The 17,075-nt window shown below is 44.1% G+C and carries 15 protein-coding genes; 14 read left to right on the forward strand and 1 reads right to left on the reverse strand.

What is annotated here, in order from left to right:
• Position 1 precedes the first annotated feature (1 nt).
• The 14 genes from AC4MDD_RS15930 (at position 2) to AC4MDD_RS15995 (ending at position 16,447) form a co-directional block, all read left to right on the forward strand.
• Positions 2-673 (forward strand): ubiquinone biosynthesis accessory factor UbiJ, encoded by a 672-nt coding sequence (locus AC4MDD_RS15930; protein WP_489774253.1) that lies wholly within the window; start codon positions 2-4, stop codon positions 671-673.
• 12 nt (positions 674-685) lie between these two features.
• Positions 686-2,305 carry an ABC1 kinase family protein gene (locus AC4MDD_RS15935; RefSeq protein WP_491882000.1) on the forward strand — a complete coding sequence of 540 codons (1,620 nt, stop codon included), beginning with the start codon at positions 686-688 and terminating at the stop codon, positions 2,303-2,305.
• Positions 2,306-2,467: 162 nt separating this feature from the next.
• Positions 2,468-3,544: a patatin-like phospholipase family protein gene (locus AC4MDD_RS15940; RefSeq protein WP_491882001.1), complete on the forward strand. Its 1,077-nt coding sequence runs from the start codon at positions 2,468-2,470 to the stop codon at positions 3,542-3,544.
• Between the two features lie 72 nt (positions 3,545-3,616).
• Entirely contained in the window at positions 3,617-4,675 is a 1,059-nt protein-coding gene (locus tag AC4MDD_RS15945) for an SMI1/KNR4 family protein (protein WP_491882002.1), read from the forward strand.
• 12 nt (positions 4,676-4,687) lie between these two features.
• A complete protein-coding gene (locus tag AC4MDD_RS15950; protein WP_491882003.1) occupies positions 4,688-5,974 on the forward strand; it encodes an FAD-dependent oxidoreductase in 1,287 nt (428 codons plus the stop codon).
• Between the two features lie 189 nt (positions 5,975-6,163).
• On the forward strand, positions 6,164-6,946 hold the full coding sequence (hisIE, locus tag AC4MDD_RS15955) for a bifunctional phosphoribosyl-AMP cyclohydrolase/phosphoribosyl-ATP diphosphatase HisIE (protein WP_004978775.1): 783 nt from the start codon (positions 6,164-6,166) through the stop codon (positions 6,944-6,946).
• 11 nt (positions 6,947-6,957) lie between these two features.
• A complete protein-coding gene (locus AC4MDD_RS15960) occupies positions 6,958-8,460 on the forward strand; it encodes an AAA family ATPase (protein ID WP_004692691.1) in 1,503 nt (500 codons plus the stop codon).
• 38 nt (positions 8,461-8,498) lie between these two features.
• Complete coding sequence (locus AC4MDD_RS15965; RefSeq protein ID WP_491882004.1) at positions 8,499-9,863, forward strand: ATP-binding protein; 1,365 nt, start codon at positions 8,499-8,501, stop codon at positions 9,861-9,863.
• 362 nt (positions 9,864-10,225) lie between these two features.
• Positions 10,226-13,066, forward strand: coding sequence for a monovalent cation/H+ antiporter subunit A (locus AC4MDD_RS15970; RefSeq protein WP_491882005.1), 2,841 nt, complete (start codon positions 10,226-10,228; stop codon positions 13,064-13,066).
• 1 nt (position 13,067) lies between these two features.
• Complete coding sequence (locus AC4MDD_RS15975) at positions 13,068-13,433, forward strand: Na+/H+ antiporter subunit C (RefSeq protein ID WP_004692695.1); 366 nt, start codon at positions 13,068-13,070, stop codon at positions 13,431-13,433.
• Positions 13,433-15,241 carry a monovalent cation/H+ antiporter subunit D gene (locus AC4MDD_RS15980; protein WP_491882006.1) on the forward strand — a complete coding sequence of 603 codons (1,809 nt, stop codon included), beginning with the start codon at positions 13,433-13,435 and terminating at the stop codon, positions 15,239-15,241. The genes AC4MDD_RS15975 and AC4MDD_RS15980 overlap by 1 nt, the downstream gene beginning before the upstream one ends.
• Positions 15,242-15,243: 2 nt before the next feature.
• Positions 15,244-15,765 (forward strand): Na+/H+ antiporter subunit E, encoded by a 522-nt coding sequence (locus AC4MDD_RS15985; RefSeq protein ID WP_004978767.1) that lies wholly within the window; start codon positions 15,244-15,246, stop codon positions 15,763-15,765.
• Positions 15,762-16,037, forward strand: coding sequence for a monovalent cation/H+ antiporter subunit F (locus AC4MDD_RS15990; protein WP_004692700.1), 276 nt, complete (start codon positions 15,762-15,764; stop codon positions 16,035-16,037). The genes AC4MDD_RS15985 and AC4MDD_RS15990 overlap by 4 nt, the downstream gene beginning before the upstream one ends.
• Positions 16,038-16,048: 11 nt before the next feature.
• Entirely contained in the window at positions 16,049-16,447 is a 399-nt protein-coding gene (locus AC4MDD_RS15995; RefSeq protein ID WP_004692702.1) for a Na+/H+ antiporter subunit G, read from the forward strand.
• Between the two features lie 12 nt (positions 16,448-16,459).
• Here the strand turns inward: AC4MDD_RS15995 and AC4MDD_RS16000 are convergent, their stop codons facing one another.
• Positions 16,460-16,993, reverse strand: a complete 534-nt coding sequence (locus tag AC4MDD_RS16000) for an 8-oxoguanine DNA glycosylase OGG fold protein (protein WP_491882007.1) — start codon at positions 16,991-16,993, stop codon at positions 16,460-16,462.
• Between the last annotated feature and the right edge of the window lie 82 nt (positions 16,994-17,075).

The raw sequence follows: 17,075 nt of genomic DNA on the forward strand, positions 1-17,075 counted from the left end.
TATGTGGTCGATTCTGGCACTCGGTGCAATTGAACGATTAATTCATCATGTGATTAATTTGGATGCGATCACTCGCATCCAGCTCAATGAACTACAAGGCAAGATGTTACGTGTGGTGATCGCGTCCCCGCAACTGTCTGTAGATGTGTTCTTTGACCAAGCCAAAGTGCGCTTAGAACCTACCGTTACAGGGCATAGTGAAACAGCGTCCATTTTCGAACAACGCCCTTTTGACCAAGCTCAATCTCACACCCCAGCAACCGCAACTTTAACGGTAGCCAATGTGGTTGAGCTGCTCAAGCTATTACTGGCAGATGATGTCGGTACTATCCCACTCCAAGGTGATTATCACCTTCTACAGGATATTCAACGGATTATGCAACACGCTGAGCCGGACTTGGCTGCGTATTTAAGCCCGTGGATTGGCCCAAGTTTGGCGCATGAATTGGCCAAAATTCAGCTGACACCAAAACACATCAAACAGGCCTTACAAAGTCATTTGTTTTTTGCTGAAGATGCCTTGAAAGAAGACAGTGGTCTATTTGCCCCGCGTTGGCAAATGGATGATCTGCATCAAGATACCCGCATTTTTAATCAAAACTTAGATCGTGCCGAAGCCAAAATTCAACAACTTCAAGCACAGATTGACACTCAAGACTCAACTCAAAACTAGGTATTTACATATATGATTCCGCACGTTTCACGTTTACTCGAACTTTGGCGCATTGCCGCGCACTATAGACTCGACACGTTGTTTCCTGCGGAAGAATTGCCTGAAAAAGCGCGCCATGCGCTGGGTGTAATTCGTATGCACCCTGCGGCATGGTCCAGTCGTGAACGAAAAAACCCACTGAAGCTCAAACAAGCTTTAGAGGAAATGGGACCACTGGCGATTAAAATGGGACAACTGCTGTCTACTCGTCGTGACCTGATTCCACCTGAAGTGCTACAACAACTGGTTCTACTCCAAGACCGTGTCAAACCCTTTGGTTCTGATGTCGCGAAAATGCGCATTCAAGACTCACTAAAAGCCGATGTAAACACGCTGTTTGCTCGCTTCGACGAACAACCCTTGGCAGCAGCCTCGATTGCTCAAGTACATACGGCCGCTTTACATGATGGTCGCGAAGTGGTGGTGAAAGTCACCCGTCCCGCTATTCGTAGTCAAATTTTACAAGACTTTGAAATTTTAGAATGGCTAGGTGATTTTCTAGAAAAACGCCTAGAAGCCGCGCGTGCACTGCACTTATCTGAAATTATTCAGGACTATCGTCAAGTCATTTTAAATGAACTGGATTTGACCTTAGAAGCCGACAATACCCGTCGTATGCGTCATTACTTTACAGGCTCAAGCATGATGTATGTGCCTGAAGTCTATATGGATAGCAAAGACGTGATGGTGGCCGAACGCATTACCGGCGTTCCGATTTCAGACATTGAAACCTTCGAAAAGCTGGGAATGGATCGTAAAGATCTGGCGGAAAAAGGCTTAACCATTTTCTTTACCCAAGTCTTCCGTGACAACTTTTTCCATGCCGACATGCATCCGGGCAATGTCTTCGTTGAAACCCTAAACCCAAGCCAACCCCGCTATATTGCACTAGACTGTGCCATTATGGGTGAGTTGTCGAAGCATGACCAAATGACCGTGGCACGTATGCTGCTTGCGGTCATGAACAGCGACTTTATGCAACTGATTCAAATCGTGCATCAAGCTGGTTGGATTCCACCGGGCACAGACCAAGATGCACTAGCACGTGAAATGCGTCGCACGGTCGGGCCAATGGTGTCCAAACCTATGCATGAATTGGACTTCGCGGGCATTTTGATTCAGGTAATGGATATTGCACGACGCTTCCATTTGGAAATTCCGCCACAGCTGATGCTGCTGCTTAAAACCCTCGTGCATGTTGAGGGTTTAGGTACAGACCTTTACCCAGAGCTGGACATTTGGAGTTTGGCAAAGCCAATCCTGACCGATTGGATCAAAGCGCAAATGAATCCACAGAAGAACCTAAAAGAGCTGGGACAAAAAATTCCGGACTTACTTTTAGGGGCACAAGACTTCCCGACGCTGTTGGTCGATAGCTTAAATGGTCTCAAAAACCAATCAGTTTGGCATGCTAAACAGCTCAATGAACTACAAAGCATGCGCCTGCAAATGGAACATCAGCAAAAGCGCAGTTGGATTTTTGGCAGTCTCATGGCCATTTTGCTGTCGATTGCGATTATCTCGCCTTGGTTTATTTCAGTGATTTTAATTGTACTCACCAGCTTACTGGCGCTGTGGCGCGTGTTTAAATAGACGCTTTCTGCTGTATTAAAAGCCTGAGTCTCTCAGGCTTTTTTATGTTTAGGTTTTATATAGGAAGTGACTCCCAAGTCATTCTTGGATCACTTTTGCCAATGCGCTCGTTCTCTCGTCAGTTAAAATGACAATACATATTGTCTATTTTGAATGATAACGATGACTCAAATCCTGCATAAACACCCTCCAGCTTTAAGCATTCGTGCAGGTAAATTAGCACGTCAACTCATTCAAACTGAAGGCTTACAAGCTGAACAGGTCGATATTGTACCCGGTGCCGCAGGTGGGCCCAAAGGCATCGGGATTCAAGGTTTAGACCAAGCTATTTTTGGTGAATTCTTTGCTCGTGCGCCGCAAAGACGGACTTTGATTGGTTCGTCGATTGGCAGTTGGCGCTTTGCCAGCATCTTAGCGCACGGTGCAAAAGCAGGTACCGAACGTTTAGGTGAACTCTATACCAACCTGTATTTTGACAAAAAAATGCAGCGTCAAGAAGTCAGTGATATTTGCCGTGGCATGCTGCTCGACTTGGTGCAAGGCAAAGAAGCGGAATTGGTCAATCATCCCGATTACCACCTCGCGGTACTCTCGATTAAGGCTCAACACATCTTTCAAAGTGACCAAGTTCTCCCGCTCTTGGCCTCTGTCGCAGGTATCATCGGTACAACCGCTGTTGCGCGAAAGCATAGTCGCCACTTTATGCAACGGGTGATTAGTCAGCCCAGCAATGGTACACAATTTAAAGTGGAGGATGATTTCCTCACTCATTATCACAGTCTCACCGCTGCAAACGTTCTGCCTTGGCTGATTGCCTCAGCCTCTATTCCAGGCGTGATGGCCGCAATTCGCGATATTCCAGATGCACCACAAGGCAGTTATCGTGATGGTGGTCTGATTGACTACCACATCGATCTGCCTTTTGAGAGTCAAGGCATTGTGCTTTATCCGCACTTTACGGACAGCATTACGCCCGGTTGGTTTGATAAACTGTTTAAACGTCGCGCCAATCCTGAAAATCAAGCGCGTACGCTGCTATTGTCTCCGTCCCAAGACTATTTACAGAGCTTACCTTTAGGACGCCTGCCCGATCGTAAAGATTTCACCCTCAAAGGGCTCGACCAAAAACAGCGCATTCAAATGTGGAACCAATGTATTTCTGAAAGTCAGCGCTTAGGCGATGAGTTCTTGGAAATGGTGGAAAAACAGCATTTTGCACAGGTCATACAAGATTTATAAACAAAATTTGCGCATGAATGTAATCTTGTTTAATCTGACCAAATAAAGAAAAATCGAGATTACATTTTTTCTATGCTAACAATTAATTTAAATGAAAATACTTTTTTATTAAACCAACACCCCCTTAACTTCCCCATTCCAACAGAAAAATTGATTTCTGTACTGGATACAACGCATCGGGTTTTAAACTGCGAAACCAATACAATCTATGTTTGGGATGAACTTGGTATCACAGCCTATGCTAAACAAGATCATCTTATTGATACAATTGATGTTTCATTTAAACGTCGAGAAAATGATGCCGCTCCAAAACATGCCTTTAAGGGAAAATTCCATTATGGCCAACATGAAGCAATCTCTTATTTTTTTAAACATCCTGAGTTACGTATTCCTATTTATGAAGGCGACCGCAACAAAGCCTTAGTTGCACATGACGTTTATGCATGGTTTCATGGCGATTTAAAAAACCAGCAAATCGATGGGATTAGTTTCTCAGCCTATATTAAATCTGAAATACCAGAACCCTTAGCCTTAGCTCCAGAATATGCCCATTTTCAAATCCTATGGTCAAATTGGCTCAATGCAATTCATAGTATCGTTCCCCAACACAATAATTATTATAATTTAAAGCACGGTATACAGCGTCAAGACATTCAGGAAATCCACATGCAAAATGAGATGCATATGCCTGAAGTTTTAACCAGTTTTTATAAAGTTCATAATGTGTATTGGAATCCGGTTACAGCTATCTTTACTTTTTTTGTGAAGGGCTGGAATTACGATTTACTGCCTTTTGAAGATATTTATAAGCATTGGCAACATAATGTTGAACTCAATACTGGAGAAAATCTCGATCACTCGAATTACCCAAATTATGATGTTCGAACAAAAATAAGTGACTATACCAATCCCAACTGGATTCCGTTTGCAGAAGGGAGAAATGGTGATTATTTAATGATTGATCTTGATCCTAGTGAACAAGGGCAATATGGTCAAATTATTGAATTACAAAATGAATCTTGGGAAAGAAATGTGATTGCAAGCTCATTAGAGGATTTCATTCAAATCAACATCGGCCAATTAAAAAAATCGGATGATATTCGTTATGCATTCATCTTAGAAAATGGTTAAATCATTCGATCTATGATTTCTAATCACTCCCCCCACTTCGCCATCATCGGTGCAGGAACCGCAGGGTTAGCCACTGCGATTTTACTGGCTCGCCAAAATATTCAAGTCAGTATTTTAGAGAAAGCCACAGAACTTGAACCTGTCGGAGCAGGACTGTTACTACAGCCCTCTGGTTTAGCTGTTTTTGAGCATTTAGGTCTTTTAGATGAGGTTTTAAGACTCGGTGCAAAAGTCACTGGGCTCAAAGGTCAATTGCCGAGTGGAAATTTATTGGTGAATAGCCATTATCAACAAGCGCATCCTGATTTTTATGGGGTAGGGATTCATCGAGCAACGTTATGTCATGTTTTAGAAAATAAATGCCGTGAATATCCTGAACTCATTACGTGGTATATGAATACCGACATTCAAAAATTAGAAGAAACATCCAATCAAGTCCGAGTTTTAGGTACAAAAGATGATGAATCATTTGATCAAGATTTTGATGCTGTAATCGTTGCCAATGGCGCACGTAGCCTTTTAAGACCCAAAAAATGGGTAAAGATTGATCAAGCTTATCCTTGGGGAGCGAAATGGACGATTGTTCCCGAATGCCTTCAATTAGATACAGAAATTTTACATCAGTTTCATGATCGCTCTAAAATGATGATGGGCATCTTACCGACAGGTGCAGTCCCGCATGAACCCAAGCAAAGACTGTCGAGTGTGTTTTGGAGTCTTCCAAGCCATCAGCTAAATAACTTTCTACACAATTCACAAGCTCACTCAGACTGGTTAAACCAAGTGTCTAAGCGTTGGAAACCTGCTGCGGATTGGTTAGAACAAGTCATTGCCCAGCCTGAACAAAAATCACAATGGTTGACGGCAAATTATCGTGATGTAGTACTGTCTAAGTTTGGTGAGGGTCGTATTGGTGTCATGGGTGATGCAGCACATGCCATGAGTCCACAACTGGGGCAAGGTGCAAATATGGCCCTTTTAGATGCATGGGCTTTGGGGCAAGCGGTTCAAAGCGCAAGAAAAAATGAAGCCCTTGATTATGTCCAACTCTGGCAAACTTACCATCAACACCGTCAAAGTTCGACGGCGTTCTATCAATTTTTAAGTCGTTTACTCACACCACTTTACCAATCTGACCTATGGTGGGCAGGTGGTTTACGTGATTTAAGCTTTGCTTGGATGTATCGAATTCCCTATTTCCGTAAAGAAATGGCGGTGACAATTTCAGGTTTAAAATTAGGCATGCTCAGTCAAATGAACTATCGGGATATTGCAAAACAAAACAATCATTCTGTGTAGAATACGATGACAATCATCGTCATCCGCTTTGGATGGGTGACTGATGGTTGAATTTCTAAAATATATCAATTAAGCCGCTGTGAGATAACTGTAGAAAGTTTCTCCTCTATTCTGTTTAAATCACGTAGACTATAGCGCGCTACGTTAACATCGTAACACTCTCAATATTTATTCGCTTGGTGAAATCTTATGAACAATTTGCAATGGCTCGATGAAGTAAAATTTAACGAACAAGGTTTAGTCCCTGCCATTGCACAGCATCACCAAACGGGACGTGTCTTGATGGTTGCATGGATGAACCGTGAAGCTTTGGCTTTGACGGCTGAGAAAAACCAAGCCGTATATTTCTCTCGTTCACGCAACAAGTTATGGCACAAAGGCGAAGAATCTGGGCATTTTCAAACCGTACATGAAATTCGTCTCGACTGCGATGCCGATGTAATTGTGCTGCAAATTGAACAGCACGGCGGAATTGCCTGTCACACAGGGCGTGAATCATGCTTCTACCGTAAACTCACGCCAAATGGCTGGGAAATTGTGGATGCACAGCTCAAAGACCCGAACGCGATTTATGGCGAAAAATCGAAAAATCCACATACATTGGCAATGAATGCCTCAACGGCGCAGTCTGAGCAAGTTGAAGTTTTGTCCTACCTCGGTCAAATGATGGCTGAGCGTAAAGCAGCTGATCCTGACTCGTCTTATGTTGCGAAGCTGTATCATAAAGGTCTCAACAAAATTTTAGAAAAAGTCGGTGAAGAAGCGGTTGAAACCATTATCGCGGCTAAAGATTTTAAATCTGAAGCCAATGAAGACCATAAAAATGATTTGATCTATGAAGTGGCAGATCTTTGGTTCCATACGATTGTGGTTTTAGGCTATTTCGACTTAGACCCTCAAGTGGTTCTTAATGAATTGGCACGTCGTCAAGGGCTTTCTGGTTTGCTTGAAAAAGCCAACCGCAGCCACTAAGTTTATTGCCTGTGTCGAATATCATCAAACCGAGCGCGACTTATGAGCAAGCTATTGCCATTGATAACGCGCGTCTGGGTAAATCGTTTAAAGTAATTGCTTATGCAGGCACAGGTAAAACCACCACACTGCAAATGATTAGTGATGCCATGCCACAAAGACGTGGCATGTATTTAGCGTTCAACAAAGCCATTGCCAGCGAAGCGCAAACGAAGTTTCATGGCAATGTCGACTGCCGAACCTTTCACTCGCTTGCTTTTCGCAGTGTTCCACGTGGAGTGACGGACAAACTTCGTCTGCCTCGTTTAAGTCCGAGTTTTATTGCCAAAGAATACCGCCTTGAACCCATCACCCTAAGACGGATGATGGGCGGACGTTATGAAAAATATGTGTTGATGCCATCACGCTTGGCCAGCCTTGTGGCCAATGCTGTGAGTCACTTCTGTTCAACCAGTTCTCAGTATCCTGCACCGCGACATTTGCAAGCACCGAGCTGGTTACATCCCGATGATATCGATTCACTACAAAAGCACCTCTACCCTGCCATTGAACGACGTTGGTTAGAGTCGATTGATCCCAACCATCAGGCTGGGATTGGTCACGATATTTATTTAAAACTGTGGGCGCTGTCTGAACCCAATATCCCAAGTGACTATGTGTTGTTTGATGAGGCACAAGATGCTGACCCACTGATGTTGGGCATCTTACTGAAACAGCGCAATACACAAGTGATCTATGTCGGAGATGCACACCAACAAATTTATGCATGGCGCGGTGCTGTCAATGCCATGCAACAACTGCCTTTGCCTGAGTCACGTCTCACCACCTCGTTCCGTTTTGGTGAAGAGATTGCATTGCATGCCAATGCTATTTTAGGCGCCTTGAATGAAACCGTGCCGCTCATGGGTAACCCTCTGCTCAACTCCAAAGTGGTCAACAAACCCCATACCAAAATGCGCGATGCGATTTTATGTCGCACCAATGCGCGCGCTATGGAACTGCTGCTTTCAGGATTAGTTCATGGCGACAAAGTCAGCTTACAAGCCGACCATGTCAAACTGAACCGCTTTGTCGATGCCGCAGCGATGTTGAAACAAGGTAAGCGCGTCACCGATGTGCCTGAACTGGCCTGGTTTAATTCTTGGCATGATGTACATGAATACTGCGAAACCAATGACGGCAGTGACATCAAGCCTTTAGTGAAATTGGTGGATGATCATGGCACCGATCCACTCAAAAAAGCCCTTGCAAAGATTACGCCGATTGAACAAGCGGATTATATTATTTCCACCGCACACAAAGCCAAAGGCTTAGAGTGGAACCGCGTTCACATCGAAGATGATTATCAGTTTAAGGTCAACGACAAAGACCATAAAATTAGTGATGAAGAGTTAAGACTGCTTTACGTGGCCTGTACACGTGCTAAAGTAAGTTTAAATATCCATCACATTTACGACCTGATGCAACAGCTGAAAAAACAAATGCCAAGCTCATTACGTAAAGTTGTTGGATAGTCGAATGTAAAAATAGTCACAACCGCTGCGGGTGTTCTATGAAAATTCAATCGATTCACCTGAAACACATCCTGCATTTTGCTGACCTTAAAGTCGATTTTTCTTATCACGATAAACCCGTCACTTTAATTTTAGGCGATCAAGCCTCAGGCAAGACCTCGATCTTACGTTTTAGCTATCAGGCTCTGACTTGGTTTGCGGCCCGTTATAAAGATTTACGCTCTGCAGGTGTGGTGATGTTAGATCACGATATTATGCTGAACCGCCTACAGTCCAAAATTGATATTCAAGTTGCTGTGCCCGCTGAGCTGTATGATCTCAAACCTACGGCAGCCGATACTGCGCCCGAACCCTATACATGGCAACTCTACAAAACCTTAAACCAACAAGGCATTGGCATCAGCCGAGTTGAAACCTTGGAACTCGAACAACTGGTCAATCTATATCAGCAGGCAACGCTACAAGATCCACTGCAAGGTTTGCCGTTGATTGCGTATTATCCTGCGGAACGTTTTGTCAATGAAATGAATATTCTCAGCAAGAACAATCCCCTGATTTTCCAACATGCACATGCCTATGAAATTTCAGCTATTCCCTATACCACCTTTGCGCGCTTCTTTGAGTGGTTTCGTGAAATCAGCGATATTGAAAATGCGCAAACTGCACAGTTTTTACAAACGATATTGCATCAGCCCAAAAGCATGCCACCCGATATTCCCTTAAGCTATAAACTGGCTCAGGCTCAAGCACATATCCAGTCGCCCAGCCTACAAGCACTCAAGCAAGCGTTAGCAACCGTTCTGCCCGAAATAGAAGATATTTATCTGCAATATCATCCCAAGTTACAACTGATGGTGCGCTACCATGGCAACAGCATGCTCTATCAACAGCTTTCCAATAGTATCCGCAACTGGGTGGCGCTCGTTGGCGATATTGTGCGACGTTTATGCCTACTCAACCCTGAAAGCCTGTTCCCCTGTTTAGAAGGTGACGGCGTACTGTTGATTGACGCGATTGATCATCAATTGGATCAAAATATGGCGCAAGTCATTTTAAAACGTTTAAATCAGGCTTTTCCTCGACTACAAATTATCGCCTCAGGCAACCGAAGTGAATTGCTGGAACAAGCCAGTGAGTTTCAATGCCTCAAACTGGAAAATAAGCAATTAAGTCCGATCCAACTCGAACCACTGCAACATCAGTTCGATGTGATTTACCAAAACCTTGCCAATCATGAAGCGACGAGTGGAAGCATCGAACCGATTGCGGCTGAACCCCAAGATTTACGTGTGGCTGAATTATTCACACAAATACAGCAGCAACTCTCTCCCGAACAGCAACAGCATTTGATTGCTTTACTCAGTGCTGAGGATGATGCTTCATCGGCAAATCCATTAACTTAGCCTGCTGCATAAGCATATCTATTTTAACCCTCAAAAACAGGCGACCAATGGTCGCTTTTTTTACATTTCTTGCACTGAGAAAGTGCCTGTCATCCACCAAGAAACAACCATCACGCGTATAATGTTTTGCGTCAGCGCAAAAAAGATTGATGTTGTTTTAGTCATGTTATATGATCGGTTTTACTTGCAAATTTCTAACTGAAATCGGATTTTGCTATAACGCTTCATGAGTTGCGCAACACAACTTCATTATTTTTAAATTTCACATTGGCTTTCAAGATTGAGACTCTTGGGCTGCTCTTTGCAGTCCTGTAATCCTTGAAAGATGAGATTCACCAATAGGTTTTGACCTATTCACGACAATGGAAACGAGTGTGCTACCGATTATTATATTGTTACCGTTAATACTTGGCACAACCCTTGTCTCATTACTGAAGCAGAGCTCACGTAGGCTAACCGCCTTCGCAGCTGTTGGGGTCAGTATGACAAGTTTAGGCTTATTACTGACCCAAGCACGAGAGGTGTTTAATGGCGCTGTCATTACGCAGTCGTGGTCATGGTTGCCGCAGCTTGGAATTGACTTCAGCTTCCGTCTAGACGCATTAGGCCTACTCTTTGCCTTACTCATTAGTGGCATCGGGACGCTCATTTATATTTATGCCTATTTTTATTTAGGCCCAAAAAATTCTCTCAATAAACTCTATCTACTGCTCATGTTGTTCATGGCAGCCATGCTCGGGATTTCTCTCTCCAATAATTTAATTTTACTCCTCGTTTTTTGGGAGTTAACCAGTATCTCCTCTTTTCTGTTGGTCGGTTATTGGAGCAATTACGACGCGGCGCAACGCGGCTCACGCATGGCATTGACCATTACGGGTATGGGCGGATTAGCCATGCTAGGTGGTTTCATCTTGCTCGGTCAAATCACAGGTACCTACGAGATTGATCAAATCTTGACAATGACAGCACAAATTCAAAGTCATGCTTTATTTGTTCCTACGTTGCTGCTGATTTTACTCGGTGCTTTTACCAAAAGTGCGCAATTTCCATTCCATTTTTGGCTACCCAACGCGATGGCAGCCCCGACCCCCGTGTCTGCTTATTTACACTCAGCAACCATGGTAAAAGCGGGTATTTTCTTGGTGGCACGACTGTTACCCATTTTTGCAGGTGCGGCACTGTTCCATAATTTGGTCACCTTTATTGGCCTATTTACCCTGTGTATGGCTGCATTTTTTGCCATCTTTAAAGAAGACCTGAAAGGTTTATTGGCCTATTCAACCATCAGCCATCTCGGCTTGATCATGTGTCTCTTGGGAATCGGATCACCATTGGCTGTGGCTGCGGCTATTTTCCATATTATTAACCATGCCACCTTTAAAGCAGCGCTGTTCATGATCGCAGGTATTATCGATCATGAGTCAGGCACACGTGATTTACGTAAGCTTAGTGGGTTATGGCAACTGCTACCTTATACGGCTACTTTGACGATGGTCACTGCAGCATCGATGGCCGGCGTACCCTTGACCAACGGTTTCTTATCTAAAGAAATGTTCTTTACTGAACTGCTCAGCAATCTGTCTGGTCCTGTGCTCATCTGCTCGGCGATTGTCGCGACACTGGCGGGGATTTTTGCAGTCGCTTACTCTGTGCGTTTGGTACATGGGGTTTTCTTCGATGGCCCATTAGGCAAGCAAGTTCCGAACAAAGATGCGCATGAGCCGCCGTTTGGCATGCGTGCACCGGCCACTTTACTGGCGATTTTGTGTATTTTAGTCGGCTTATTCCCTGCTCTCTTGGTTGAAAATATCGTCAACAGCACAGCACGCGCCAGCACCCAAGTGATGGACTTTGAAGGCGTACATCTTGCTCTATGGCATGGTTTTAACATGCCATTATTGATGAGCCTGATTGCATCGATTGGCGGTCTGATTTTCTATTTCAGTCTCGCGAAGGGTGGCAAAATTCGAGAAATTGATCTCGATCCATATTTAGGTCGCCTACAAGGTCGAGTTGCCTTTGACTTATTCCTTAAGTCACTTTTGCTCAACTCACGCAAATTTAAACGCTGGACTGAAAACGGCAAATTACAAAGTTATATTCTTTGGATTGTGGTCTTCAGTATTGCCATAGTATCACTTCCATTTTTAGGACAAGGGCTGACCACAGGCACCCGTGAACTCACCCATGCCCCTGCTTTAGCGATTGTACTGTGGCTACTGTTATTCTCTTCTTGCTGGATGATGTTGTGGTTCCACCACGAACGGATTAAAGCAGTATTGATCAGCGGTGCGATTGGTTTAGTCGTGACTATGGTCTTTATCTGCTTCTCTGCGCCTGATTTGGCTTTGACACAAATCACCGTAGATGTGGTCACCACCGTACTGTTATTGATGAGTTTATCGCTTTTACCACAACTCACTCCCTATGAGTCGAGTGTATCACGCCGTTGGCGAGATGCCCTGATTGCGATTGGCGGCGGGCTTGGCATTGCATGGATCACATGGCTTATCTTGACCCGTGATCACAACTCCATTTCATGGTTCTTCATGCAGCAGTCGATTCCATTAGGCGGCGGTACCAACGTGGTCAACGTAATTTTAGTCGATTTCCGTGGTTTCGATACTTTCGGTGAAATTACAGTCCTCGGCATTGCAGGCATTGGTGCGCTATGCCTAATGGATGGTATGCGTACCCACGGCACCACCATGACCAAAGGTCTTAGTTACCGTTTTAATCCATCGCCGTTGATGCTTCGTATCACTGCATCTTGGATATTACCGATTGCCTTGGTGGTTAGCCTGTATATCTTCTTACGTGGACATAATCTGCCTGGGGGCGGGTTTATCGCGGGTTTGATTACCGCTTTGGCCTTGATTATTCAGTACATGGCACTCGGTCAAGATCATGCAGAACAGCTGCTCAAAGCCAAGTCTGGTCGTTTGTATGAAATCTGGATTGGAACAGGTCTGGTCATTGCAGGATTAACAGGCTTAGGCGCATGGTTCTGGGGACGCCCCTTCCTCACCAGTGCACACTTTTATGTGTCGCCACCGATCTTAGGCGAAATGCACCTAGCGACAGCTGCACTGTTCGATGTCGGGGTTTATATCACGGTCGTAGGTGCAACCATGCTACTTATTTCAGTACTTGGGGACTCACGTCACTCTAGTATGTCTGGTCCAGTACCAAAGGGGGATTAATATGATTAGTTTAGAACTGTTACTTGCCTCCGCTATTGGTCTGTTGACTGCCACAGGCATCTATCTGATTTTGCGTGCCCGTACCTTCCCTGTGGTACTTGGCTTGGCCATGATTGGTTATGCCGTCAATTTATTTTTATTTGCCATGGGGCGACTTCAACTTAATGCACCCGCGGTACTCACGGAAGCCAGCAAAGCCACTGACCCTTTGCCACAAGCCTTGGTGTTAACCGCGATTGTGATTGGCTTTGCTACCACGGCGTTTATTGTACAACTGGCTTTACGCAGTCGTTATGAAACAGGAACCGACCACGTTGACTCTAAAGAAGAAATACCACAAATTGACCCACGTGAGGATGAGCCATAATGAATGACCTCATCCAATTTTGGACCGAACACACTCCAATTTTTAGTATTTTAATTCCTGCCATTACCGCCTTTATTTTGGTGTTATTGGGCAATCCTGGATCAGGTTCTTTAGCACAAGACTGGCGACAACCGTGGCGTCGAGGCATCAGTTATACCTCTGGCCTGTTGGGTTTATTTACAGCGGTCAACTATCTGATCTTTGCCAGCTCAGGGCAAATCAGTGTTTATAACCTTGGTGAATGGGCAGCACCATTTGGTATTGTTTTAGTCCTCGACCAACTGTCTGCCCTGATGTTGGTTTTAACCTACGGCTTGGCTGTTCCAGTGATGTGGTTTGCCAGCAAAGAATGGGATGAACGTGGCCGTTATTTCCATGCCATGTGCCATTTCCTACTGATGGGTTTAACCGGTGCCTTCCTGACAGGCGACTTATTTAACCTGTTTGTATTCTTTGAAATTTTATTAATGGCCTCCTATGTCCTGTTACTGCATGGCCAAGGCAAAGCGCGTTTTCAACTCGGCATTCACTATGTCACTATTAACTTGTTGGCATCAGCTCTGTTTCTGATTGGTCTGGGCATGATTTACGGCAGCGTCGGCAGCCTCAATATGGCGGATGTTGCACGTTTGATGCCTCTATTAGAAGGCGATCAACATCGTATCGCTGTTGCTGGCGGGCTGTTGTTGTTTACAGTCTTTGGCATTAAGGCAGCCATGCTACCTGTCGGTTTTTGGCTACCGAAAACCTATGCGGTTGCAACCACTCCTGTAGCAGCCCTGTTCACCATCATGACCAAAGTCGGTATTTATGCCATTTTACGTGTTAATGGTACTGTATTTGATGATGCAATTAGCCGTGAAATCCTGCAATACATTTTATTGCCGATTGGTTTAATTACCTCAGTCTATGGTGTGATTGGTGCAATGGGTGCTGAACGCTTACGTCGTTTCATTGGCTTTATGATTTTGTCTTCTGTCGGCACGATTTTAATCGCCATTTCCCTGTTCAATACCTTGGCATGGGCAGCGGCACTGTATTATTTGGTGCACAGTACCATTATTGCGGCAGCTTTCTATATTTTAAGTGGTTGGATTACCTCTCAACGTGGTGAGTTTAAAGACCACTTTAAAATTGCACCGCAAATGAAACAGCATAAGGTGGTGGCGTTAACCTATTTCACCATTGCCTTGATGATGGCAGGTTTACCACCCTTTAGTGGCTTCTTAGGCAAAGTGTTTATTCTTCAGACCACCGCACACTCACCGTATCAATTGCTGATTATTGTGACCGTTTTAGTGGTGAGTTTATTAAGTATTATTGCGTTTACACGTGTGGGTTTCGTGATTTTTTGGCGCGCAACTAAACCAGAAGACAACCCTGATGAAGCTGCTTATGCCGCGTACCAAGCTTTGCCTGAACAAGCACCGAAGCGCAATGACAAAACCATCTATCTCTTGTTGGTCGGTTTAATCGCTTATATGGTGTTTGCAGGTCCAATTCAAAAGTACACTTACCAAACGGCTGAGCAAATCCAAAATAATGTGCTCTATGAACAGACTTTACTCAAAACTGATGAGCATGGGCAAACCATTAGCGTACAACCTTTCGACAGTGAAAATTTACCTGAAACCAAATATGGTGGCGAACGGGTGGATCCAAATGCACATTTGATTCCATATTTAATTTCAGAAGAAACACTGGAAGGCGAACATATTTCCGAATACAAAAAACGCCAAATGCAACAGCAACAACAGGCTGAAGTGAATCCCGATGCTGAAAGCCTACAACCGATGGTGGAGCCTTAAACATGAAAAAAACGTCGTTTTTGGAGCGTTGGTTACCCCACCCTTTTGTCTCGGTGATTGTTGCGCTGAGCTGGGTGATGTTGGCACATAGTGTCGATGCAGCCAGCTTAGTGATGGCATTTTTACTGGCTATTTTTATTCCGCGTCTGATCAGACCATTCATTACTTACACTCCAAATATTGAATGGAAAGCGGCGCTGAAACTATTTTTTGTGGTGTTATACGACATTGTGGTGTCGAATATTCAAGTGGCTAAATTGGTCCTCGGCCCAATTGATCGTCTACAACCCAAGTGGTTTCGTGTTCCGTTGGAAACACAACATGAGGAAGTAAACACCTTACTGGCGATGATTATTACCACCACACCAGGCACTGTTTCAGCAGGCATCGATCAAGATCGTGGAGACATTTTAGTTCACGCCCTCAGCACCGATGATGAAAATGCCGAGATTGAAAATATCAAAGCGCGTTATGAAAAACCGTTGATGCAAATTTTTGGTGTCGAAGCAGGAGACAAAGCATGACTATTTTGCCTTATGCCCTCGGGATTTGTTTAATCGCTGTCACCATTTCAATGTTGCTGTGCTTAATTCGCTTAATCATCGGCCCATCGATTGTAGACCGACTCTTAGCACTCGATACACTCTTTTTAAATGCAATCTGCCTCATTATTATTTTAGGCATTTACTGGGCCAGCACTTCATTATTTGAAGGTGCTCTTTTGGTTGCGATGCTCGGCTTTGTCTCTACAGCCGCGTTAGCACGCTACTTCACCTCAGGTCATGTGATTGACTAGGAGCAAGATCGATGCAACTTACGATGGAAATTTTAGTCTCCATTTTTCTCATGATCGGCACTTTCTTCATGCTGGTCGGAGGAATTGGAATGGTGCGCCTGCCCGATTTATTCATGCGCCTGCATGCCCCAACCAAGTCCAGCACCTTAGGCTTAGGGAGCTTCTTGATCGCGGCAATGATCTATTCTGCATTCCAAGGACGCTTTGGTTTTGCTGAGCTGTTATTAACGCTGTTTGCCTTTTTAACCGCACCCGTATCGGCGAATTTAATGGCACAAGCGGCGCTACATTTGCGCTTACGCTCGCTGAGTGGTGACGTTCCAGAAGCACTCAACCGTCCACTGCCTTGGCAACGTACCCGCCGCAGAGCTTTTAGCAATAAGCATGAAGACACTGAACATCGTCTTTAAACGTTTGTATCCTTAAGGATATAAAAATAAATACATTTCTAGCGCTTCGGCACTGATATGGTGTTGTTGCGCTAATTGATGCATCTGTATATTGTACTGATTATAGTGTTCAAACTTATTGGATGGTGTCACCTCAATTAAATTCACTAGTGTTGCCGGACAAGTCAGTCTAATTAAGGCTCTAGCCACTCGAATATCAAAAATTAAACAATAGTCCGAATGCTCCAAAGCACGAGTTGAAAAATAGAGCAATTTAGAAATATAGCTAATATTCAAACCATTAATTAACTTCAATGTTCTATAGGCTTGTTGAATATTCTTCCTTTTTACATGCGTGAACGCCAACTCCATGAGCTCCATATTCTCTGAAGTATAATATTTATTCGTCCTAAATGTACCATAACCAATATCAGCAAAACCCCAAATCATCGTCAGTACAAAAGGTAACTCCACACTAACTTTGCAATCAAAATAATCCCTAAAACATTTAATGACCTGTTCTCTTGAAATATCATCATCACAATAGTCCTTTGTAATACTTTTCAAGTTCTGATCCAAACTCAGCCATCGAGTAGAATTATACTTAAATTTAGATTCTCTCAACGGATCCAGACTCCGGATCTCTAAT

This window comes from Acinetobacter sp. CAU_H_29a_1, from assembly GCF_058599505.1.